Here is a 22,807-nt window from a genome sequence, read left to right on the forward strand (position 1 = left end):
TGCGCGCACGACCCCCAAACGACGTCGTCACGCGAGGAAACCCTCGATCGCCCGGCACACCCCGTCCGCGCGAAGGACAACCGCGACGGGCAGGTCTCCTGGCTTCCGGGTCGTCGCCTTGCCCGGCCTTCCCGGACCGAAGTCCAGTGGCACGCGGGGGAGCAAGGCTCGCCGGTCACAGTTGCGGGGGCAGCCCCGGATGACGCGTCCAAAACGCGCTTCCGGGTTCCCTTTTCATCCCGTTTCTGGGAACCTGTCGCATCCGCGCCCTTAGAGCGCATCGGGGCACAGGACAAGATGGCGACGACAACCCTGTTCATGGGCGGCGCGCGCTCGGGCAAGAGCCGGCTGGCGCAGGCGGCGTGCGAGGCGCTGGCGGGGCCGTGGACCTATCTCGCCACGGCGGAGGCGTGGGACGAGGAGATGACCGACCGCATCGCCTGCCACCGCGCCGATCGTGGTCCGGGATGGCACACGGTCGAATGCCCGATCGATCTGGCCAGCGTGATCGATGCGGCGACGGGGCCGGTGCTGATCGATTGCCTGACGCTGTGGTTGTCCAATCTGATGCTCGGCGACCATGATATCGACCGTCATACCACCGATCTGCTCGCCGCGATCGGCCGCGTGGCGCATCCGGTGCTGCTGGTCAGCAACGAGGTCGGCATGGGCATCGTCCCCGACCACCCCCTCGGCCGCCGGTTCCGCGACGCGGCGGGGCGGCTCAATCAGGCGGTGGCGGCGACGGTCGATCGCAGCTGGTTCGTCGTGGCGGGGATGATGTTGCCGCTGGAGCGGTTCGATCCACACGCAACGCGGTGACCCCCGCGCAGGGGGATAGGATCATCCCTGCGCCACCACCTCGCGCAACGGCGTCCACGCCACGTCATACCGCCCGTTATCCACCGGCGCCGACGGTGCGCGACCGTCGAACATATTGTGGAGATACTGCATCCCCTGCCACGCCGGAAACACCTGATCGCGCGCGGGGAACAGCCGGCGCGTCACCCCGATCATCCGCGACAGCGCCGCCAGCGATCCGGCGCGCAGCAGACCATAGGGCCGCCCCGTCACCTCGCCCATCAACGCCGCCAGATCGCGCGCGCTGACCTCAGCCCCCGCGATATGCAGGTCGCGCGGCGCGGCGGGGTCGAGCGCGGCGGCGGCGGTATAGGCGGCGACATCGTCTTTGGTCGTCAGCGCGAACTTCGTGTCGGCATCGCCCCAGTACAGCACCCGCCGCACCCGCCGCTGGATCAACGGCATCTGTCCGTTGAGCATATCGGCGAATGCGCCGTTGAAGATCGACGTCGCCATGATCGGCGCGGTGTCGATCCGGGTGCGGAACGCGCGACGCAGGTCGAAATTGCGGTTGGTGCCGGTCGGCAACGCGCGATAATCGATCGAGAAATCGGACGGAATGAACCGTGCCGCCCCGCCGCCCAGCGCCGCATCGAGCAACCGTGTCTGGGTATCCAGAATCGTCTCGCCCAGCCCGTTCAGCGCCGATACCACGCACAACACCCCGCGACAGGCATGGGCCAGCGCCTGCGCATCGTCGAAATCGACCGGACAGGGTTCGGCCCCGATCGCTTCCAGTGCGGCGATGCGCTCGGCCGCGGTCTCGGGGCGGACCAGCGCCCGCACCTTCGCGCCGCGCGCAACGGCCGCCTTCGCGATCCGGCCGCCAAGGTCGCCGGTCGCGCCTGCGACGATGATCGTGTCGTTGGTCGTTTCCCGCATCAATCCTCCGAACCGCCACGCGACGTCGTGCGTTCCCCGACGCAGCAACGCAAGGGGGCGGATGGGATGAATCAGGATTGGCCACGCTGCCCGATCTGCGGCAACGCCAACTGGCACGACCGCGCGCTGCCCGAATGCACCCATTGCGGGTTGGCGGTCGCCGATCTGGCCTTTGACCCGGTCGCGCTTCGCGCGGCGGTCGCCGACCATCTGCGCGGCGGCACGCCCGAACGCGGATTCGCGCTTTCCCCCCATGCCCGTCGCAACGCCGCATGGGCGCTGGGACTGATCGACGGCAAACCGGCGACACCGCAGCCGCACGCCGTGACGCTTGGCATGATCGCCCGTGCCGGCGAAGCCGACGGGGTCGCGGCGATGCTGACGGGGTTGCGTTCCGACTTTCCCCGCGCGATCGTCCTGCTCGACGGCACGGTCGACGACGCGGCGGCGCTGGCCGGACGGGTGCCATGGGCGCGGATCGTCGCCCATCCGCTGAACGGCGACTTTGCCGCGCAACGCAACCGGGTGCAGGCATCGGCGACCGGCTGGATCCTGCAACTGGATACCGACGAACGGCCCGATGCCGCGCTGCTGACGTCTCTCGGCTGGCTCACCGCAGCGGCCGATCGCGACGGGCTGCAGTCGCTAGGCTTGGCGCGCCGCAACCGGGTCGACGGGGTACCATCGGCGCTGTGGCCCGACATCCAGTACCGGCTGAACCGGGCCGAGGTCCGCTTCGCCGGCATCGTCCATGAACGCCCGGTGGTGGCGTTCGAACGCACCTCGCTCGCGCTGGCCGGGGCGATCGACCATTTTCTCAGCCGGTCGCGCGTCCTCGAACGGTCGCGCGTTTACGAAGCCATGTCGACCGGTGCCGGCCGCCCGAGCGACGAGGCGGCCCTGCTCCGCCCGTTCGCCGCCGCGACATAGGCCGCCGCCGTCTCCACCGCGAGGCCGGCGCGGGTGAACCGCCCCGCCGCCACCCTTGCCGCCGCCGACAGCGCCAGCCGCAGCGCATCATCGCACAGCATCCGCCGCAAGACCGCGCCCAGCGCGATGGCCGTGCAATCCTGCGCCAGCAATCCCGCGCCGCTGCTGCCGACGAACAGCCTCGCGCTCGGGTCCTCGCCGCACGCCGCGATCGGTCGGCCGAACGTCATCGCCTCCTGATAGACCAGCCCGAAACTCTCGTAGCGCGACGGCGCGACGACGATATCCGCCGCCGCCAGCGCGGCGTGGAGCGCATCGTCCTCGACCCGGTGATGGATGTCGATCCGCCGGAGCGCCGCCGGCGGCAACCCGTCGAGTTCGTGGCGGTGCAGCCCGATCATCGTCAGCCGGAACTCGGGCAGCGTGCCGGCATCGGCCTCCGCCGCCAGCGCGGGCAGCGCACCGATCAGCGCATCGGTTCCCTTGCGCGGTTCGTTGCGCCCGACGAACAACATGCGTAGCGGGGCATTGCCCGGCGGATAGAGCGCGGCCTGTCCGGCCGCCACGATCGCGGGCGGCAGGCTCAGCCCGATCACGGCATGTCCCGGCCCCGGCGGCACCGTGCCGTACAGCGCCGCGACCTTCGCACCATGCGCTTCGGTATTGGAGATCAGGCCGGCGGACTGCCGCGCCGACAGCGCCTCCAGCGCGACCGCCGCCCACCGGTCGATCCGGTCGCGCAGGGTGCGGGGCCGCCCAGCGCTGGTCGCGACCGGCGTCGAATTGCGGGTGACCAGCGGCACCGGCCCGGTGAGCGCGACCCACAGCCCCGGCGCATACCAGTTGGTCGCCTCGACCACGTCGAACGGCCGCTCGGCATGCAGCCGCCGCACCGTCCGCGCGATCATCGCCGGGCCGCACGCATGACCGATGCCGGGCCAGCGCCGCAACCGGGCCAGCCAGCCATCGACCTGCGCGCCGATCACCTCGACCGCGCCGTCCATGCTGCGGTCGCGGCGGTCCATCGTCACGACGCGGACGTCATGTCCCGCCTCGGCCAGCGCCTGCGCAATCTCCTGCGCAGCGCGCGACAGGCCGCTCTTTTCGGGGGGATAGGCCCAGCTGATCAGCCCGACCCTCACGCCACCGCCCCATGCGCCAGCGCGATCCGTTGCCGGTACAGCGCCACATACTCCGCCGCCATGCGCGTCGCGGTGAAGCGCGCCTCGAACCGTTCGCGCACCTTTGCCCGGTCGAGCGTATCGATGCGCGCCAGCGCCGCGATCGCCTCGTCCTCGTTCCTGACGACGAAGCCGGTGACGCCGTTGTCGACGACCTCGCGCACGCTGCCGCGATCCCATGCGATCACCGGCGTCCCGCAGGCCATCGCCTCGATCATCACCAGCCCGAAGGGTTCGGGCCAGTCGATCGGGAACAGCAGCGCCGCCGCCTCGCCCAACAACGCCTGTTTGGCGCGGTCGTCGACCTCGCCGACATGTTCGGCATCGTTGCCCAGCAATGGTGCGACCCGTTCGTCGAAATAGCGCGGATTGCCGACATCGATGCCCCCGGCCAGCCGGATCGACCGCCCGGCGGCGCGCGCGACGCGGATCGCGACATCGGGCCGCTTCTGGTCGGTCATCCGCCCGATAAAGGCGACTCCCGGCCCACCCGGACCGGCCGAGAACCGCTCGGCTGGAATGCCGTGATGCACCACGCCCGCGCGGTTGGCGCGCGGCAGGTCGCGCGCCTGCGCCGCCGAGATCGCGACGACCGGCAATTCGGGAAAGCTGTGGAAGAACAGCTTGCGGTCGAGCTCGTCCAGCCGCCAGTGGACCGTCGTCACGCTCTGCCCTATCCGCTTGCCCAGCACCGCGGCATGGGCGAACTCGCCATGGCAATGGACGATGTCGAATTCGTGGCAGTGCTGCGCCAGCAGCCCCAGCTGCGCCGCCTCCAGCGCGGCGGGCACTCCCGGCGCGACCGGACCGTGATAGGCCTGCAACGCCTGCAGGCTGGGATGCGCCGACAGATGGCGGGCGGTGGTCACGCTGTCGCTCGGGGCGATCAGCGTCACGTGATGGCCCATCGCCATCAACGCCTCGGTCAGGTCGGACACGACCCGTTCGGTCCCGCCCGTCCTGCCCGGTGGCGTGGGGTAGATGACGGGGGCGATCTGCGCGATCCGAAGCGGGGATACCATCGTCCACCGGAACCAAGCGAAAGCCGAACGGTTCCTGTGAAGACGGTCACAAGTCCGTATTTTTTAACGGGAAAGTTCCGTAATGTTCATCCTCCATCTCGCGCTTCAGGGCTGTCTTCGTGCGCACGAGGTGGAATATGGCGTCACTGCCGATACCGGCGGCCACATCCGCTACCTCCTTGATCTTGTTGCCGCGACCGGTCGGAACGATGCGATCACCCGGACCGATATCGTCACCCGCGCCTTTCGCGGCGGCGCGCTCGGCGATGGCTATTGGCACGCGGTGGAGCCGATCGACGACACGACGCGCATCGTCCGCCTGCGTTCGGCCAGCGACGCCTATCTGCCCAAGGAAGCCCTGTGGCGCGAACAGGACAGCATGGTCGACGCGCTGGTCGCGCATATCGAGGGGCTGGACCGTCGCCCCGACCTGATCCACGCCCATTATGCCGATGCCGGCGCGGTGGCGGCGGCGGTCAAGGCGCGGCTGGGCATCCCCTATCTCTTCACCGCCCACTCACTGGGACGCGTCAAGCGCATCGCTTTTGGCACCGACTGTGCAGAGACGCAGGGGCTGGAGCGCCGCATCGCCATCGAAGACCGCGCGATCGCCGATGCCGACGCGATCATCGCTTCGTCCCGCGACGAGGCGGAGGTGCAATATGCCGGCTATGCCAGCTATGATCCCGGCCGCATCCGCATCATCCCGCCGGGCAGCGATCTGGCGATGTTCGCGGGCACCTGTACCGATCCGATGGTCGATGCGCGGATCGACCGCTTCCTCGCCGATCCGTCGAAGCCGGTGATCCTCGCGCTGGCCCGCCCGGTCAGCAAGAAGAACCTCGCCGCGCTGGTCCATGCCTATGGCCGCTGCCCCGCGCTTCAGACCGCCGCCAATCTGGTGATCGTCGCCGGCACCCGCGACGATCCGCGCAGCCTCGAACCCGAACTGGCCGGCAACATGGCCGAACTGTTCGCGCTGATCGACCGCTACGACCTGTACGGATCGGTCGCGATCCCCAAGACCCATGCCCCGCACGAAGTCCCCGCCATCTATGCCCATGCCCGCGCGCGGCGCGGCATCTTCGTCAACCCGGCGCTCAACGAACCCTTCGGACTGACGCTGCTGGAGGCGGCGGCGTCGGGCCTGCCCCTCGTCGCGACCGACAGCGGCGGGCCGAACGACATTATCGAGGGGTGCGGCAACGGCATCCTCGTCGACCCGCGCGATCCACAGGCGATCGGTCGGGCGATGCTGACCATCCTGTCCGACGATGCGCTGTGGGATCGCTATTCGCGCGCCGGGGCGACCGCCGCCGACCTGTACGACTGGGACGGGCATGTCGCGCGCTATGCCGAACTGGCGCAGGCGGTGATCGCCCCGCCCGCCCCGGTCGCGGAAACCCCGCGCCTGTTGCTGGTCTCCGACATCGACAACACGCTGCTGGGCGAATCCGAAGCGGCGCAGGCGTTCAACCTGTGGCACGGCGACCAGCACGACATGCTGTTCGGCATCGCCACCGGACGCAGCCTGCACAGCGCGCTGGCGATCCTTGCCCAGAATCAGGTCGCGCCGCCCGCCGTCATGATTACCTCGGTCGGCTCCGAAATCTATCACCGTGCCCATGGCGGCATCTATGTCCGCGACGATACGTGGACGGCGACGATCGATGCCGGCTGGGACCGGGCGGCGATCGGCGCGCTGCTCGCCGCACAGTCCGACCTGCGCCCGCAAAGCCCGCTCGAACAGCGCAGTCACAAATTGAGCTACTTCACCGCCGGCGAAACCGACATCGCCCAGCGGGTCCGCGACCTGCTCGCCGATGCCGGTTTCGCCGCCTCGGTGATCCACAGCCATGGCCGCTATCTCGACATCCTGCCGCTCGCCGCGTCGAAGGGGACGGCGGTCGAGTATGTCCGCCAGCAGGCGGGGATGCGCCGCGATCAGGTGATCGTCGCCGGCGACAGCGGCAACGACGTCGAAATGCTGCGCGCCTGCGCCCATGCGATCATCGTCGGCAATTATTCGGACGGCCTCGCAGAGCGTCCCGACCTCGCCCACAGCTATGTCGCGCGGCGCGGCTATGCCTTCGGGATCATGGAGGGGGTCGCCCATTTCCGGGGGCAGCCGGTGCAGCAGCGCCTGTCGGCGTGATCTCGGTCTGCACGCTGGTGCGCGGGCGGACCGCGCACCTCGCCAACCTGTTGTCGGGCATCGCCGCGCAGACCCGCGCCCCCGACGAGCTGGTCATCGCCTATATGCAGGATGCCGCACCCGCCGGCCTGCCCGATCCAAGGGTGCCGGTGCGCGAGGTATTCGTGCCCGGCGACCCGATGCCGCTGGCCGAGGCGCGCAATGCGGCAGCCCTGGCGGCGCGCGGCGATAGCCTGATCTTCCTCGATGTCGACTGCATCCCGTCACCGTCGCTGGTCGCCCGCTATGCCGAGGTGCTCGACGATCGTCCCGCCTGCTATCTGGGCGAGGTCCGCTACCTGCCGCCCGGCACGGTCGATCTGGCGCAGGCGGTCCGCCATCCGGCCAAGCCGGCGCTTGCCGATGACGAAGTCCGCCCTGTGCCGAGCCATGGCGAGCTATGGGGCCTGTCCTTCGCCCTGCCGCGCAGCGCCTGGGATGCGGCGGGCGGCATGGACACCGGCTATGTCGGCTATGGCGGGGAGGAGACCGACTTCGCATGGGCGCTGGCGGCGGCGGGCGTGCCGATGGCATGGGTCGGCGGCGCGGTCGCATGGCATCAGCATCATGCGGTTCATGTCCCGCCGTTGCATCAATTCGACGCGATCCTGCGCAACGCCACCCGCTTCCGCGCGCGCTGGGGGCGGTGGTGCATGGACTATTGGCTGGGGCAATTCGCCGACGCCGGGCTGATCCGCTGGTCGCCCGATGCCGATACGATCGCGGTGCTGCGGCATCCGACCCCGGCCGAAATTGCCGCCAGCCACCGCCGCGACGCGCTGTTCAGCTAACGGGTACCGATCGGGCTGGACGGAAGCATCGCTGTCTGAGGGTGACAGCACCCACCACCGTACCCCCGCGCAGGCGGGGGTCCAGGGTCCCGCACGCAAGCGGTTGTTTTGCTTGGCTCCGGCCCCCCGCCTGCGCGGCGGCACGGTGCATCAGCGGTTGAGCTCGCGACTTGCCCAGAGGTCTTGATCGTACCCCGGCAACGATAGCAACGGACCGGCCCGCCTCGGCCCACCCGGCTTTCCTACAACGAACCGTTCTGGTTACGTTCTCCATCCAACAGGAGGACAATATGGACGCGACCCCATTGATCGAAGACGTCATCGACCGCGAAGGCGGCTATGTCGACCACCCCGCCGATCGCGGCGGTCCGACCCGGTTCGGCATTACCCAGGCCGTCGCCCGCGCCGAAGGATATACCGGCCCGATCCGCGAACTGCCGCGCGCCGCCGCCGCTACCGTCTACCGTCGCCGCTACTGGCAGGCCCCGGCCTTCGACCGCGTCGCGTCGCGCGCGCCCGCTCTTGCCGCCGAACTGTTCGACACCGGCGTCAACATGGGACCGGCGGTCGCCGCGACCTTCCTGCAACGCGTGCTCAACGCCCTGAACCGTGAGCAGCGCGACTGGGCCGACATCGCGGTCGATGGCACCATCGGCGCGAAAACGTTGCACGCGCTCGACACCCTGCTCGCCACGCGCGGCCCGGGTGCCGAAGCAGTTTTGGTCAAGGCGATCAACGCCTTGCAGGGCGAACGCTATCTCCGCCTCGCCGAAACGCGTCCCGCCAGCGAAGCCTTTCTCTACGGCTGGCTGGCCCACCGCGTCGATACGTCGCGAGTGTGACCTTTGTGACCTTTGAACCTGTGGGAGGACTTATGCTCGACACCCTGATCGCGCCGATCGCGGCGCTGCTCGACAAGCTGATTCCCGACCCCCGCGCGAGGGACGCCGCCAAGCTCGAACTGCTCAAACTCGAAGGGAGCGCCGATCTCGAACGGGTAAAGGCGCAACTCTCGGCGATCGTGGCGGAGGCGCAGTCGACCGATCCGTGGACCTCGCGCGCGCGTCCCGGCTTCCTCTACGTCATGTACGCGCTGCTGCTCTGGGCGATCCCGATGGGCCTGATCTCGGCGGTCCAGCCCGCCATGGCCGAGAGCATCGCCCGCGGCATGACCGCCTATCTGCGCGGCATTCCGGAGGAATTGTACGCACTCTTCGGCACGGGTTACTTGGGCTACACCGCTGCACGGGCATGGGGGAAGGCGAAGGGCGTGGAACGCTAAAATCCTCCCCGGCACGGGGAGGGGGACCAGCAAAGCTGGTGGAGGGGGGATCTCCCCACACGGAACGACAGCGTTCGCGACCGCCCCTCCACCACCCCCGCTTGCACCGGCGAACCCCCTCCCCATATCCGCGCCCATGAGCAAAGAGACGGTGTGGCACGGCACCACCATTGTATCCGTGCGTCGCGGCGGTCGGGTGGTGATCGCGGGGGATGGGCAGGTTTCGGCCGGACAGACGGTCATGAAACCCAATGCGCGCAAGGTCCGCCCGCTGGGCGATGGCAAGGTGATCGCGGGCTTCGCCGGTGCCACCGCCGACGCCTTCACCCTGTTCGAACGGCTGGAGGCGAAGCTGGAACGCCATCAGGGCCAGCTGCTGCGCGCCGCCGTCGAGCTGGCCAAGGACTGGCGCACCGACAAGTTCCTCCGCAATCTGGAGGCGATGCTGATCGTCGCCGACAAGGACGTGACGCTGGTCGTCACCGGCAATGGCGACGTGCTCGAACCCGAAGCCGGCATCGCCGCGATTGGTTCGGGCGGTAATTTCGCCCTCGCCGCCGCCCGCGCGCTGTCAGATTATGAAGGCGACGCGGAGAAGGTCGCGCGCAAGGCCTTGGCCATCGCCGCCGAACTCTGCGTCTACACCAACGATCGCGTCACCCTCGAAGCGCTCGACAGCGCGAACTGACGGACATCCCATGCAAGACAATCTGACGCCCAAGGCGATCGTCGCCGCGCTCGACGCGCATATCATCGGCCAGCAGGACGCCAAGCGCGCCGTCGCCGTGGCGCTGCGCAACCGCTGGCGTCGCCAGCAGCTCAGCCCCGACCTGCGCGACGAGGTGTCCCCAAAGAACATCCTGATGATCGGGCCCACCGGCTGCGGCAAGACCGAGATCAGCCGCCGTCTGGCGAAGCTCGCCGACGCGCCGTTCGTGAAGGTCGAGGCGACCAAGTTCACCGAGGTCGGCTATGTCGGCCGCGACGTCGAACAGATCGCCCGCGACCTGGTCGAGGAAGCGATCCGGCTGGAGCGCGAACGCCGCCGCGTCGCGGTGAAGGACAAGGCCGAGGAAGCGGCAATGGCCCGCCTACTCGACGCACTGACCGGCAAGGGTGCCAGCGAGGCGACCCGCGAAGCCTTCCGCCAGCGCTTCGCGGACGGCCATCTCGACGACAAGGAAGTCGAGCTCGAACTCGACGCCGCGCCGCAGATGCCGTTCGAAATTCCCGGCGCCGCGCCACAGATGATCAACCTGTCCGAGATGATGGGCAAGGCGTTCGGCGGCGGCCAGCAGAAGCGCCGCAAGCTGACCGTCCGCGCCGCATGGGACAAGCTGGTCGAGGAAGAGGCCGACAAGCGCCTCGACCAGGACGAGGTCAGCCGCGTCGCGCTGGCGGACGCGGAGGCGAACGGCATCGTGTTCCTTGACGAGATCGACAAGATCGCGGTCAGCGACGGGCGCGGCGGCGGATCGATCAGCCGCGAAGGTGTGCAGCGCGATCTGCTGCCGCTGATCGAGGGGACGACGGTCGCCACCAAATACGGCCCCATGAAGACCGACCACGTCCTCTTCATCGCCAGCGGCGCGTTCCATGTCGCCAAGCCCAGCGACCTGCTGCCCGAATTACAGGGTCGCCTGCCGATTCGCGTCGAACTGAAGGGGCTGACCGAAGCGGATTTCATCGCGATCCTGTCGGATACCAAGGCGTCGCTGCCGGCCCAGTATCGCGCGCTGCTGGCGACCGAACAGGTCAGCATCGACTTCACCGACGACGGCATCGCCGCCGTCGCCCGGATCGCAGCGGAGGTGAATGCGGAAATCGAGAATATCGGTGCCCGGCGCTTGCAGACGGTCATGGAAAAGCTGCTCGAAGAGGTCAGCTTCGACGCCGAGGATCGCGCGGGACAGGCGGTGACGATCGACGCCGCCTATGTCGACAAACAGCTGGCGAGCATCGCGCGCAACACCGACCTCAGCCGTTACGTGCTGTAAGAGGTTCTCGACAAGCTCGAACTGAACGGGGTGGCCGGGAACCCGCGCCACCTTCCGTTCGGTTCGAGCAGCTTCGAGCTTGTCGAGAACGGGGTGCCTAAGGCACCCGGTTCCCCACAGCTCACCCGGCCTTGTCGTACGGCACGAAGTCCCCGAACGTGCAGTCGCCCGACGGGATCGATACCCCGCGATCGATCAGCCGGAAGCGGTCGTTGCGGCACACATTGGTCCCGTACAGGATCGACACCACGATCTGATCGTCGCGCAGGAACGGGCAGCGGTCGCGGACCTGGGTCCGCCACAGCCGCTTGCCGCTCTGACGATAGATCAACGAATCACCGACCACCTGCGGACCATCGATGAATCCCGTCGGCAGGCAGTTTTCGGGCTTGCCCGCGACCCGCCCTTCCAGCGTCTTTGCCAACAGCCGGTCGCCCTTCGCCTGCATCTCCGCCTGTTGCTGCGGGGTCGCACATGCGCCCAGCAGCAGCGCCGCCGTCCATGCCAATCGCTTCATGCCGCTTCTCCTTGTCCGGTCAGAACGCATCCTTCGCCGCGCGGTGCCGTGCCAGTTCCTCGACCGACCCTGCGCGTAGAAACGGATTGGTGGCGAGTTCCGCACCGATCGTGGTCGGCACCGTCGCCTCGCCCTTGGCCCGCATCGCCTCGACCGCCTGCATCCGCTCGACGATCGCCGCATTGTCCGGCTCGGCGATCAGCGCATAACGCCCGTTCGACAGCGTATATTCGTGCCCGCAATAGACCCGCGTTTCGGGAGGCAGGTCGGCATAGCGCCGCATATTGCCGAACATGTCGGCCGCCGTCCCTTCGAACAAGCGACCACACCCCATCGCGAACAGCGTGTCGCCGGTGAACAGCAGCGCCTCGTCAGCGAAATGGAACGCGATATGCCCCGTGGTATGACCCGGCACCGACCACACGGTCGCCTGCGCGTCCCCGACCGACAGCATCGCGCCTTCGCCGACGCCCCGGTCGAGGTCGGCGATCTTCGTACGCTCCGCCTCCGGCCCGGTCACCTCCGCGCCGGTCGCCGCCTTGATCGCCGCATTGCCGCCGACATGATCGGGATGCCAATGCGTGTTCCAGATCGCGCCGATCGTCCAGCCGCGCGCCGCCGCCGCGTCGAGCAGCGGCTGGCCCTCGCCCGGATCGATCGCCACCGTCTCACCGCTCGCGTCGTCGTGCAGCAGCCACGCATAATTGTCCGACAGGACAGGGACGCGGACGACTTCCATCACCACGTCCCGACATTGGGCATCGATGCCCAGGGTTCGGCGGCGGGCAGCGACCCGTCCTGCAACAGTTCGATCGAGATGCCGTCGGGCGTCTTCACGAACGCCATATGGCCGTCGCGCGGCGGGCGGTTGATCGTCACCCCGGCGTCCATCAACCGCTGGCACGTGGCGTAGATGTCGTCGACGCGGAACGCCAGATGGCCGAAATTGCGGCCGCCGCCATACGGCTCCGGGTCCCAATTATGGGTCAGCTCGACCTCGGCCACGCCCTCCTGCCCCGGCGCGGCGAGAAAGATCAGCGTGAACCGCCCCTTCTCACTGTCCATGCGCCGGACCTCTTTCAGGCCCAGCATGTCGAAAAAGGCGATCGTGGCGTCCGGGTCGGTCACCCGGATCATGGTATGGAGATAGCGGGTCATCGACGGCTCCGTTGGTTCGAACCCGGATATCGGGTCGCCGTCGCATCCTCGCAACCGCGTCAGGCCGGCGGCAAGGTATCGAGCGCGGCGGATGCGGCCTTTGCCTGCGCACTGTCGGGGGCGAGCCGCTGAACCGCCTCGAATGCCGCGCGCGCCGCTTTGGCGTCCCCCGACAACCCGGCGATATTGCCCAGCTCCAGCTGTACCGACGGATCGTCGGCCGACCGCCGCACCGCTTCGGCGATGTCGGTTCGCGCCCGGGTCAGATCGCTGGTCCGCCGCGCGAGCGTCGCCGATAACAGCCACGCCAGCGGATCGGCCGGCGCGTCCTTCAGCGCGCTGTCGATGTCGCCGCGCGCACCCGCCAGATCGCCCGCCGCGACGCGGACCCGCGCCCGGTCGAGCTGCGCCTCACCCCGCGCCAGTCCGGTCAGCGCGCCGCTGGCCAGCGCCGCGTCCAGCGCCGCGCCTGCCGCGATCGTATCGCCATCGGCCAGCCGCGCATTGCCCGCCTGCGCCCAGTAATTGGCGGCACGGACGTCCTTGGCCACCTCCGCCTCGCGTGCGGCCTGTTCGAACGCCTCCGCCGCCGCGCTCCACTTCTGCCGCGTCGCATAGCTCATGCCGAGGCATTGGCGGGCAAGGAACCCGCCTCCGGCCAGCCGCCATTGGCCCGCGATCCGTTCCGCCACGTCCGGCGTCGTCGTCGCGGCATCGACGCACTGGTCGTACCGGGCCTCGGGCGTCGCCCCGGCCGGAAGCTGGGGCCCGGCGGTGGCTTGCAGGGCGAGGAACAGCAACGATGACAGCATCAGCTCAACACATCCTTGATGGCGCGCAGGATCAGCGCGATATCGCCGTCGCGCGACAGGCGATGGTCGCCATCCTTGACCAACACCGTCTGCACATCGGCTGAACGAAGCCGCGACGCGAGGTGGACCGCGCGCTCCCACGGCACATCGGCATCGCGCTGCCCCTGTACCAGCCGCACCGGCACGTTGATCGGCACATCGCCGTGCATCAGCCGGTTCGCCTCCCCCGACGACCAGAAGGCGCGGGTGAACACGGTCGGCGTATCGGCATAGGGCGATGGCCGCTCGATCCGTCCTTCGGTCAGCATCGCCATCTTCTCGGCCTGCGAAAAGCCCCAGTCGGTGAAGTCGGGCGCGGGCGCGATGCCGACCAGTCCGACGATCCGCTCCGGCCGGGCGCGCGCCACCAGCAGTGCGATCCAGCCGCCCATCGACGATCCGACCAGCACCACCGGCCCGTCGACGCACAAGTCGACCATTGCCAGCGCGTCGTCGACCCAGCCGGCCAGGGTCTGTTCCTCGAACACGCCGGGGCTCTCACCGCATCCGGCATAGTCGAAGCGCAGGAACGCCTGCCCCCGCGCCTTGGCCCATGCTTCGATCGCCAGCGCCTTGGTGCCGGCCATGTCGGACGCATAGCCGGGCAGGAACAGGATCGTCGGGCCGGCACCGGGCGTGTGACGATAGGCGAGCGGGCGGGGATCGGTCATGCCCGCGTCCATGCCATGCGCCGAACCGCGACGAAAGCCGCCGTCAGCGAAGCGTGCGCAGATGCCCCCGCACCAGCTTCCCCGATCCGGTCAGATCGCCGGCAAGCCATCCCGCCACCGCCTGCGTCCCGGGCTTCAGGATTGCCGAGGCCTCGTCCTTGTTCGCGACCGACCAGTTCAGATAGCTGACACCGTTCCTCGCGCACCATTCCCACCAGATGCGTGTTTCCGCCGCATCGATCGGCGCATCGCCATTGGCGGCGGTCGTGCCATATTCGGTGACGAACAGGGCAATGCCCCGCCGCATCGCCAGATCGGCCTTGGCGCGCAGTTCGGCTTTGTGCGTCGCCGCGTAGAAATGCAGCGTGTAGGCGACATTGGCAAAGGGCAGCGGATCGGCCGCCGCTTCGTCGACATCCTGCGACCAGCTCCGCGTGCCCGCCACGACGAATGCTTCCGGGTCGATCGCCCGGATCGCTCCGATCACGCGGATGTGATAGGGTTTGAGCACTTTGGCCCAGCCATGTTCGGGCAGCGGCTCGTTATAGGGTTCGTAGATCAGGTTGGGAACGCCGCGATACTTGCGGGTGATATGGGTGAAGAAGGTCACCGCATCGTCGGCGCGCGGTTGATGCGCGTGCCAGTCGACCACGACATAGATCCCCCGGGCGATCGCCGCGTCGATCACCGTCTCGGCCCGCCTGGTTTCGATGTCGGGTTGCTTGTCATAGCCGCCCGACTGTGCCCCGATCGCCGCCCGCACCGCCGTTATGTGCCAGTCGCGCACCAGCCAGTCGATCGTCGCGGCATCATAGTAACGCGGCTGCCACTGGCTCCAGAACAGCGACATGCCTTGTACCGCATAGGGCTCGCCCCGCCCATCGACGACCCGATTGCCCTTGACGGCCAACCGCCCATGCACCGCGACAGGTGATCCGGACGGCGGCAGCGGCGACGCCCACGCACCCTGGCCGACCAGCAACGCGACCAGCAGCACCCACCAGCGACGCATGACACCTCTCCCATTCCTCGTTGCGGCGAGCGTGCCGCTCCACGTCGACGCGGTCAACGCGCCTGCCCGGCAGGAATTACCGCTGCGGTGATGGGTCGGGTTCGGCAGAAGGCGGCGAATCGTTCAGTTCCCGCGCCTGCCCCTTACGGCGCCGGAGGTTCTGGCGGAGCGCCTGTGCCAGCCGCGCCTTGCGTTCATCGTCGTCCATTCGCGCTTTCTACGCTTTTCGCGGCCAATTCGACAACCGTCGCTTGACATCCCGACCAATGGCTGCACATAGGCCCCTCCCGCCGCCGAGGGTTTCCCCCGGCTCGGAGTGCTGCCGTAGCTCAGTGGTAGAGCGCATCCTTGGTAAGGCTGAGGTCGTGAGTTCAATCCTCACCGGCAGCACCATTTCTCACGCTTAGGTGGATTTGTCACCGCCCTTCGGGGTCCGGGTCATCGGTCGCCGGCAACCCTCATGGATGCCAGGCGACGCCGGTGTCGCCAGCGGTCGGACCCGGGACGAGCAACGTTGCGCCCGATACGGAAACCGCGACCTCCTCCGGCCCTTGTCATTCCACTTTCACGAAGCATCCCTAGGTGCCGAGGCTGAGCGACGGGCGGAGTGACAGGGTGGCATCGACGAGCGGCACAGCGCCGGATTCAGCGGCATGCCAAGGCGGTGTTGACGAGCCGGCGCTGTACGCCTTGCTGCATCGTTTTGCGCTGTCCCGGCTACGCGACCGGTGCGACAGCGACGATCTGGTACAAGAAACCTTTCTCCGCCTTTATGCCTATCGCACCCGGCGGACGGTGGAGGACGTCACCGCCTTCTGCCTGGCGGTGGCCGGGAACCTCATCCGCGACCGGTTTCGGCAGAGCGGCAAGCGGCCGGTGATGGTCGAAGTGCCGGTAACGCTTGTATGCCCACGGCTGCGGGCTGACGAAGTCCTGCTGTACCAGGAGCGCGTCCATGTCCTTGTGGCGGCGATAGAGGCCATGCCACCATTGCGGCGCGAGGTGTTCCTGCGGCGGCGGCTCGATGGCGATACCATCGATACGGTCGCGGCGGATCTCGACCTGTCGCCTGCCGCGATCGAGAAGCATGTGACGCGCGCACGCTCCGATTTGCGCCGGGCCCTTTGCCGCCGCGATCTTTGGATCGACAAGGGCGCATGAGAAACGATCATGACGACATGGCGCCAACGGAACGTGATTTCGCGCCGGAGCTGGCGGACGCCCTCGTAAGCTGGCGTGATCGCGGGCGGCTGTCGAACGAAGAAGTGCGCTCACTGCGGGCGCGCAGACGCCGCGTGACGACAGGCGCCACGGCCGGCGTCGTCGCGCTCGTCGCCCTGTTCGGACTTCCGCGGGCATGGCTTGGACCGGCACCGGATCGGATCGCCTCGCTGCGAACCGGGCGGGGCGAAACGCGCGCAGTGCGGCTGCCCGATGGGACGCGGCTGCGCCTCGACGGGGCGACGCAACTCACCGTCCGCTATGGGAAAACGGCCCGGGACGTGACGCTGGCGGACGGTGCGGCGTTCTTTGACGTGGCGCACGATCCCGCCCGGCCGTTCACGGTGCGCGCAGGCGATGGCAAGGTCCGCGTACTCGGCACGGCGTTCGACATTGATCGCACCGTCGGTCGAATGGATGTCGCAGTATATCGCGGTGCGGTGCGGGTCGCCGGGACGGACGATACATATAGCGAGCGGGTGCCGGCGGGATGGCGTGGGCATGTCGTGCGCGGACATGTCGGCCCCGCGGTACGCTTCGATGCCCGTGCCGACGATCGTCGTCAGGGCTGGCTGGATGTCGACGGGTTGCGGCTTGGTGATCTGGTGGCGATACTCAACCGGCAATCGGGGCCGATTGTACAATCACCACCAGCCGGATTGGCCGATCTGCCGATCAGCGGCCGGTTTCGGATCGATGACGCGCCCTCGCTGTTACGATCACTCGGCATGACCTACGGATTTGTCGTAAAGAAAACAGATTCTACGCTGATCTTGTCACCGGAGTGAATTATTAGTGACATAAAAATGCTATAAAATTATTTATGTCCGTACCGTCGTTGATTGACGTCTTCCTTTCGTGACGGCTGCCATGCAGCCGATTGGGGGAAAGATACATGCGACGTTCGACGATGATGGGTGCCAGTGTTTTCAGTCTGACGATGGCGATACTGGTACCGCAAGCCGCCATGGCGGCACAGATGCCCGCATCGTGGACCGCGCACGCTGATTTCGCGATCCCTGCCGGTGATCTGAGGCAGAGCATCTCGCTCTATTCGCGTGCGACGGGCATTCAGGTCATGGTCGCGCCGGGCAATGCGGCGGGGCGGCGGGCGGCGGCCGTGGCCGGGCGGCTGACGCCGCGCGCCGCACTGATCGCGATGCTGCGCGGCACCGGGCTGGTGCCGGTGGTCCGCGGCAATCTGGTCGTGCTGACGCCGCGCGCGGCGCCGGCGCGGGTGATCCCGGTCGCCATATCAGCCCATGCCGCGCCCGAGCCGGCGCAGGATGCGGCGAACGCCCCGGCGCAGGGCGAGGGACAGGACATCGTCGTCACCGGTCTGCGCAAGAGTCTGGAAAGTGGGATCGCCGCGCGGCGTGATGCGATCGGGCTGACCGACAGCATCTTCGCCAAGGACATCGCCGCCTTCCCCGACACCAACGTCGCCGAGAGCATCCAGCGCATTCCTGGCGTGCAGATCACGCGCGACGCGGGCGAGGGCCGGCAGATCGCGGTGCGCGGCCTGAACGCCGATTTCACCCGCGTCCGGTTGAACGGCATGGAGGCGCTGGCGACCACCGGCACCACCGATCAGCGTGGCGCGGTGAACCGGTCGCGATCGTTCGACTTCAACATCTTCGCTTCCGAACTGTTCAGCCGGATCGATGTGGTGAAGGCGCGGTCGCCGTCGCTGGACGAAGGCGGCATCGCCGCGACGGTCGACCTGCACACGCTGCGGCCGTTCGACAATGCCGGCTTCCACGTCGTCGCCTCGGGGCAGGCATTCTGGGCGACGCGTACCGATGATGTCGGCCCGCGGGCCGCGCTCGTGGTGTCGAAGACGAGTGACGACGGCGTATGGGGCGCATTGGTGTCGGCGGCCTATTCGCGGCGGCAGGTGATCGAGGACGGTCACCAGACGCTGCGCTGGGCAAGCGGTGGCTGGACCCTCGCCAACGTGTCGGCCGCGATCGATCCCGCGACCCGCGCGCGGCTGAACGGCACCGGCTCCGACCGGCTGTTCTACCCGCGGACGCCGCGCTATTTCATCTTCGACCACGACCAGAAGCGGCTCGGCCTGACCGGGGCGTTCCAGTTCCGGCCAAGCGATGCGCTGCATGTCGACCTCGACGTGCTGTATGCGCGGCTGAAATCGACCCGGCTGGAATATTTCCTCGACGCTCAGTCGTTCAGCCGCACCGATGCGACCGGCATCCGGGAAACGACGATCCGCAGCCTGGTCACGCAGGGCAACGACATCGTGGCAGCGGAATTCGGCAACGTCGACAACCGCATCGATAACCGCCGCGACCGCAACGACACGAAGTTCCACCAGTTCGCGCTGACGACGACATGGAAGCCGACCGATCGGCTGACCGTCGACCTGCTCGCGGGCGTCGAGGGGTCGGACTATACGGTCGACACGCGGACGCTGCAGGCACTGACCAACAACCGCGATTTCGCCTATGACTATCGCCCGAACGATCGCGTGCCGGTGATGACGTACGGTTTCTCGCTCACCGATCCGTCGGCGCTGCGGCTCGACCTGTACCGGCCGCGCATCAACGTCGTCGACAACGACTACCGGATCGGCAAGGTCAACCTCGCCTATCGCGCGAACGACGCGGTGACGGTCAGGGCTGGCGCGAGCCATACGCGCTACATCTTCGACACCTCCGATTTCGGCCAGGACGTGACAAGCGTGCGCGGCCGGACGATCGCGGACCTGGTGTACGCACGATCGCCCTACACCTTCGGCAAGGCGCTCGACCTGCCCGCGGGCGCGCCGCGCGAATGGCTGTACGTCGATTTCGACAAGGCGCTGCCGCTGATCGACCCCAACGCCACTCCGCTGACGCGCAATCGCGAGAACGACCGGCGCGTCAAGGAGGAGGTGCTGGCCGGCTATGCCCAGCTCGACCTGCGCGGCGAACTCGCGGGGATGGTCGTGCGCGGTGATGCGGGTGTGCGCGTCGCGCGGACGCGGACTACCGCGACCGGTGCCGTCGTCGTGGGCGGGGTCGCGCAACCCGTGACGTTCGAGCGGAGCTACACCGACTGGCTGCCATCGGCGAACCTCGTCTTCGAACTGGCCCCCCGGTTGCAGCTGCGCGCCAGCGCCAACCGCAACATCACGCGCCCGACGCTCACATCGCTGACGCCTGGCGGGCAGGTGCAGGTGAATACGCGCACCGTGTCGGTCGGCAATCCTGACCTTGAGCCGTTCCGCGCCGATTCGGTCGATCTCGCGCTGGAATTCTATCCCTCCCGCGACGGCTTCTTCGCGGTCGGCCCGTTCTACAAGCGGATCGACAGCTTCATCACCAACCGCACCACCGAACAGGCCTATGCCGCGTCGGGCTATCCGATCGCCTTCCTCGGCAATCAGCAGGTGGCGCGGCCCGAGGACATCTTCTTCTTCACCCAGCCGGTCAACGGCCCCGGCACGAGCCTGAAGGGCGTGGAGGTGATCGCGCAACAGGCGTTCACCTTCCTGCCCGGCGTGTTGCGGCACCTGGGCGCGATCACCAACTACACCTACACCAGCTCGGATACCGACTATGCGCTGACCGCGACGACCAGCGTGCGCAAACCGCTGGTTGGTCTGTCGAAACACTCGGCCAACGCGACGCTGTATTACGAGACACCGGTCTATGGCGGACGCGCGTCGATCAACTATCGCGACCGCTATCTGACCGCGGTTCCCGGGGCCAACGGCAACGACATCGCCGGGGTCAACGCGGCGACCTATGTCGATGCCTCGCTGTTCTGGAACGTCACGCCGCGCTTCACGGTCACGCTGGAGGGCGTGAACCTGACCAATCAGGCGGAAGACCAGTTCGTCGACAGCTCCGACCGGGTGAGCAGCTATGCGCGCAGCGGCCGGCAACTGCTCGCCGGCATACGGTGGCGGATGTGATCCGCGCCGCGCGCCTGATCGCGCTGGTCGCCGCGACGGCGGCACCGGCGCGGGCGCAGGACACGGCGCTGCGGGTCAACGACATCGTCGCGGTCGGCACGCACAACAGCTACAAGCAGGCGATCCCGCCCGCCGTGATGGCGCGCCTGATCGCGGCCGATCCGCGGGCGGTGGCGCTGGACTATGCGCACCGGCCCCTCACCGCGCAGCTCGACGCGGGGATGCGCCAGATCGAGCTGGATGTGTACCGCGACGATGCGGGCGGCCGCTATGCCCGGGCCGGCGATGGTCCCGCCATGGCCGCGCCCGGGCTGAAGGTGATGCACATGCCCGGCATCGACCGGGGCTCGTCCTGCCTCACGCTGGCCGCTTGCCTGCGTGAGGTACGGACATGGTCCGACGCGCATCCGGATCACGCGCCGATCCTGATCCTCGTCAACGCCAAGGACGAGGCGAGCCCGATGGCGCCCGTCCCCGAACGGTTCGACGCGGCCGGCTTCGACATGCTCGACACCGAACTGCGCAGCGGCCTGCCCGGCCGGCGCCTCATCACCCCCGACGAGGTACAGGGGACCAGCCCGACGTTGCGCGACGCGGTGCTGGCAGGGGGCTGGCCGACGCTGGCGCAGGCGCGCGGGCGCGTCCTCGTCGCGCTCGACGAGGGGCCGGCGAAGGTCGCGCTCTATCGCGGCGCGCGACGCGCGCTCGAAGGACGCGCGATGTTCGTCAACACCGACGAAGCCTCGCCGGCGGCGGCCTATCTCACGCTCAACGACCCCGTCGCCGACGGGCCGCGGATCGCGGCGGCGGTACGCGCCGGCTTTCTCGTCCGCACCCGCGCCGACGACGGCACGCGCGAGGCGCGCGATGGCGACACCCGCCGCCGCGACGCGGCGCTGGCGAGCGGGGCGCAGTATGTCTCGACGGACTATCCCTGGCCGGATCGCCGTTTGGGCGGCTATCGCGTCATGCTGCCGGGCGGGGCGGCGGCCGGCTGCAATCCGGTGCGTGCCGCCACGCGCTGTACCGACGGGCCGGTGGAGCGTCTGGGCGGCTATCTCGTCGCGCGGGACCGCCCCGATCTGACGCGGATCCTGCCGGGGCCGCCCGCGCCGGGCTCTCCCCCGGCACTGGCGGATGCACGCCGCTTCGTCGAGGCGCGGGCGCTGGCCGGTTCGCCGCGCTGGCGACAGGCGCAGGCCGACGTGTCCGACGACCTGCCGGCCCGTTTCCGCGATGCGATCGGGTTCGCGATCGACATCGGCCGCACGCCCGTCCTCGCGCGATTGCTCGCCCGGTTCGGCGCCGATCGTTCCGCCGCCATCGGCGCGGCCAAGCGCCATTGGCATAGCGCGCGACCGTTCGTGAGCAACGACCTGCCGATCTGCGAGCCCCGCACGGCAGCGCTCGCCGCCAACGGCGACTATCCCTCGGGCCATGCCGCCAACGGCATGGCGTTCGCGCTGATCCTGGCGGAACTGTTGCCCGATCGTGCCACCGCGTTGCTCGCGCGGGGTCGCGATTATGCCGACAGCCGCCTCCTCTGCGGTTCGCATTCGGCCAGCGCGGTGGAGGGCGGGCTGCTCGCCGCGGCCGCGCTGGTGGCCGCGGCGCACGGCTCCGCAGACCTTCGCGGCGACCTCGTGGGCGCCCGCGCTGAACTCGACGCGCTCCGGCCCGCTTCAGCGCACCCGGCAGGAGACGATCAATGACCCTGCCGCGCTAGCCTGCTGCCGCACTGGGCTATCCTCGCGCTGGTCGGCCTGTCGGTTGGCAGTCGATACTGCTGTCATTCCCCCCGACAAGGTCCGCGACTTTCCCGACCGCATGTCGGACGATTTCAGAACGTTCCATCGTCACCTGAAGGTATCTTCCGGCTGCATGCCGTCCTTTTCCAGAACGCCCGCGCCGTACGATGATCGTTCCCGATCGGGAAGGTAGCGTCCAACCGGTTCTTGCGTCCAGCCAATTAGCGCTTGCTTCGATGTCTATACCTGATCTGGCCCCCGTTTTACCGGACGGAATTAGGCGGTTGCAGAAACCAGTGCGCGATGCTCGCGCGGCGAACGCATTTTGAGCCCTGAGTGGGGGTGGTTGTCGTTGTAGTCCTCGATCCATCCGGCCAGCGATGTCAACGCGGTGAGTGCATCGGGGAGCGGGGAGACACGGACGTAATCTCGTTTGAGGGTATGCACGAAGGCCTCGGAGATGCCGTTGGACTGCGGGCTGCGGACAGGGGTGAAGCAGGGTTTGAGGCCCAGCTGCCGGGCAAAGGTCCGTGTTTCGCGGGCGGTATAGGCCGAGCCGTTATCGGACAN

Annotated in this window: 22 protein-coding genes, 1 tRNA gene and 1 riboswitch; of the genes, 13 read left to right on the plus strand and 10 right to left on the minus strand. The window is 68.3% G+C overall.

Annotated features, from left to right (window positions below; translation table 11 throughout):
- Positions 1-70: 70 nt before the first annotated feature.
- Positions 71-272: riboswitch (cobalamin riboswitch) on the minus strand.
- A 25-nt stretch (positions 273-297) separates the two neighbouring features.
- Positions 298-822 (plus strand): bifunctional adenosylcobinamide kinase/adenosylcobinamide-phosphate guanylyltransferase, encoded by a 525-nt coding sequence (gene cobU, locus ASE90_RS11585; RefSeq protein ID WP_056000530.1) that lies wholly within the window; start codon positions 298-300, stop codon positions 820-822.
- Positions 823-843: 21 nt separating this feature from the next.
- Here cobU and ASE90_RS11590 read toward each other — a convergent pair whose 3' ends face one another.
- Positions 844-1,743 (minus strand): NmrA family NAD(P)-binding protein, encoded by a 900-nt coding sequence (locus tag ASE90_RS11590; protein ID WP_056000533.1) that lies wholly within the window; start codon positions 1,741-1,743, stop codon positions 844-846.
- 66 nt (positions 1,744-1,809) lie between these two features.
- On the opposite strand from ASE90_RS11590, the gene ASE90_RS11595 reads away from it, so the two are divergent.
- Positions 1,810-2,673, plus strand: a complete 864-nt coding sequence (locus tag ASE90_RS11595) for a hypothetical protein (RefSeq protein WP_056000536.1) — start codon at positions 1,810-1,812, stop codon at positions 2,671-2,673.
- Here the strand turns inward: ASE90_RS11595 and ASE90_RS11600 are convergent.
- Together ASE90_RS11600 and ASE90_RS11605 are read right to left on the minus strand one after the other, a co-directional pair.
- Positions 2,595-3,815, minus strand: coding sequence for a glycosyltransferase family 4 protein (locus ASE90_RS11600; protein ID WP_056000539.1), 1,221 nt, complete (start codon positions 3,813-3,815; stop codon positions 2,595-2,597). The genes ASE90_RS11595 and ASE90_RS11600 overlap by 79 nt on opposite strands.
- Positions 3,812-4,876 carry a glycosyltransferase family 4 protein gene (locus ASE90_RS11605; protein ID WP_056000541.1) on the minus strand — a complete coding sequence of 355 codons (1,065 nt, stop codon included), beginning with the start codon at positions 4,874-4,876 and terminating at the stop codon, positions 3,812-3,814. Before ASE90_RS11605 ends, ASE90_RS11600 begins: the two co-directional genes overlap by 4 nt.
- A gap of 82 nt (positions 4,877-4,958) precedes the next feature.
- Between ASE90_RS11605 and ASE90_RS11610 the strand changes: the two genes are divergently transcribed.
- From ASE90_RS11610 to hslU, 6 genes are all read left to right on the plus strand, one after another.
- Complete coding sequence (locus tag ASE90_RS11610) at positions 4,959-7,031, plus strand: HAD-IIB family hydrolase (RefSeq protein ID WP_056000544.1); 2,073 nt, start codon at positions 4,959-4,961, stop codon at positions 7,029-7,031.
- Complete coding sequence (locus tag ASE90_RS11615; RefSeq protein WP_200910873.1) at positions 7,028-7,861, plus strand: glycosyltransferase family 2 protein; 834 nt, start codon at positions 7,028-7,030, stop codon at positions 7,859-7,861. The genes ASE90_RS11610 and ASE90_RS11615 overlap by 4 nt, the downstream gene beginning before the upstream one ends.
- Positions 7,862-8,151: 290 nt before the next feature.
- Positions 8,152-8,703, plus strand: coding sequence for a glycoside hydrolase family 108 protein (locus ASE90_RS11620; RefSeq protein WP_056000547.1), 552 nt, complete (start codon positions 8,152-8,154; stop codon positions 8,701-8,703).
- A 32-nt stretch (positions 8,704-8,735) separates the two neighbouring features.
- The gene (locus ASE90_RS11625) at positions 8,736-9,143 is read left to right on the plus strand and encodes a holin family protein (protein ID WP_056000551.1); all 408 of its coding nucleotides are present in this window, start codon (positions 8,736-8,738) and stop codon (positions 9,141-9,143) included.
- A 136-nt stretch (positions 9,144-9,279) separates the two neighbouring features.
- A complete protein-coding gene (hslV, locus tag ASE90_RS11630) occupies positions 9,280-9,831 on the plus strand; it encodes an ATP-dependent protease subunit HslV (protein WP_055757729.1) in 552 nt (183 codons plus the stop codon).
- Positions 9,832-9,841: 10 nt separating this feature from the next.
- Complete coding sequence (gene hslU, locus ASE90_RS11635) at positions 9,842-11,140, plus strand: ATP-dependent protease ATPase subunit HslU (RefSeq protein ID WP_056000554.1); 1,299 nt, start codon at positions 9,842-9,844, stop codon at positions 11,138-11,140.
- 121 nt (positions 11,141-11,261) lie between these two features.
- Here hslU and ASE90_RS11640 read toward each other — a convergent pair whose 3' ends face one another.
- Genes ASE90_RS11640 through ASE90_RS11665 form a run of 6 tightly spaced genes read right to left on the minus strand, consistent with a single transcriptional unit; the run spans position 11,262 to position 15,349 of the window.
- Positions 11,262-11,657 carry a hypothetical protein gene (locus tag ASE90_RS11640; protein ID WP_056000557.1) on the minus strand — a complete coding sequence of 132 codons (396 nt, stop codon included), beginning with the start codon at positions 11,655-11,657 and terminating at the stop codon, positions 11,262-11,264.
- A 19-nt stretch (positions 11,658-11,676) separates the two neighbouring features.
- Complete coding sequence (gloB, locus tag ASE90_RS11645) at positions 11,677-12,399, minus strand: hydroxyacylglutathione hydrolase (protein WP_056000868.1); 723 nt, start codon at positions 12,397-12,399, stop codon at positions 11,677-11,679.
- Positions 12,396-12,815, minus strand: coding sequence for a VOC family protein (locus ASE90_RS11650; protein WP_056000560.1), 420 nt, complete (start codon positions 12,813-12,815; stop codon positions 12,396-12,398). The genes gloB and ASE90_RS11650 overlap by 4 nt, the downstream gene beginning before the upstream one ends.
- 59 nt (positions 12,816-12,874) lie before the next feature.
- Positions 12,875-13,627 (minus strand): tetratricopeptide repeat protein, encoded by a 753-nt coding sequence (locus tag ASE90_RS11655; protein ID WP_056000563.1) that lies wholly within the window; start codon positions 13,625-13,627, stop codon positions 12,875-12,877.
- Positions 13,627-14,337 carry an alpha/beta hydrolase gene (locus ASE90_RS11660; RefSeq protein WP_056000872.1) on the minus strand — a complete coding sequence of 237 codons (711 nt, stop codon included), beginning with the start codon at positions 14,335-14,337 and terminating at the stop codon, positions 13,627-13,629. Before ASE90_RS11660 ends, ASE90_RS11655 begins: the two co-directional genes overlap by 1 nt.
- A gap of 43 nt (positions 14,338-14,380) precedes the next feature.
- Positions 14,381-15,349, minus strand: a complete 969-nt coding sequence (locus tag ASE90_RS11665) for a glycoside hydrolase family 5 protein (RefSeq protein WP_056000566.1) — start codon at positions 15,347-15,349, stop codon at positions 14,381-14,383.
- A gap of 318 nt (positions 15,350-15,667) precedes the next feature.
- On the opposite strand from ASE90_RS11665, the gene ASE90_RS11670 reads away from it, so the two are divergent.
- The 5 genes from ASE90_RS11670 to ASE90_RS11690 all read left to right on the plus strand — a co-directional run bounded on the left by ASE90_RS11670 (position 15,668) and on the right by ASE90_RS11690 (position 22,201).
- A tRNA-Thr gene (locus ASE90_RS11670) sits at positions 15,668-15,742 on the plus strand.
- A 222-nt stretch (positions 15,743-15,964) separates the two neighbouring features.
- The gene (locus ASE90_RS11675; protein ID WP_162233693.1) at positions 15,965-16,510 is read left to right on the plus strand and encodes an RNA polymerase sigma factor; all 546 of its coding nucleotides are present in this window, start codon (positions 15,965-15,967) and stop codon (positions 16,508-16,510) included.
- Between the two features lie 17 nt (positions 16,511-16,527).
- Positions 16,528-17,358, plus strand: coding sequence for a FecR family protein (locus ASE90_RS11680; RefSeq protein ID WP_056000572.1), 831 nt, complete (start codon positions 16,528-16,530; stop codon positions 17,356-17,358).
- A 107-nt stretch (positions 17,359-17,465) separates the two neighbouring features.
- Positions 17,466-20,489, plus strand: a complete 3,024-nt coding sequence (locus ASE90_RS11685; RefSeq protein WP_056000575.1) for a TonB-dependent receptor — start codon at positions 17,466-17,468, stop codon at positions 20,487-20,489.
- Positions 20,486-22,201, plus strand: coding sequence for a Ca2+-dependent phosphoinositide-specific phospholipase C (locus tag ASE90_RS11690; protein ID WP_200910875.1), 1,716 nt, complete (start codon positions 20,486-20,488; stop codon positions 22,199-22,201). Before ASE90_RS11685 ends, ASE90_RS11690 begins: the two co-directional genes overlap by 4 nt.
- Positions 22,202-22,513: 312 nt before the next feature.
- On the opposite strand, the gene ASE90_RS19145 is transcribed toward ASE90_RS11690, so the two are convergent.
- Positions 22,514-22,806, minus strand: a 293-nt coding sequence (locus ASE90_RS19145) for an integrase core domain-containing protein (protein ID WP_156361564.1), incomplete at its 5' end; no start/stop codon positions are given.
- Position 22,807 lies beyond the last annotated feature (1 nt).

The organism is Sphingomonas sp. Leaf67 (assembly GCF_001421965.1).
In the GTDB taxonomy this organism is placed as follows: domain Bacteria; phylum Pseudomonadota; class Alphaproteobacteria; order Sphingomonadales; family Sphingomonadaceae; genus Sphingomonas.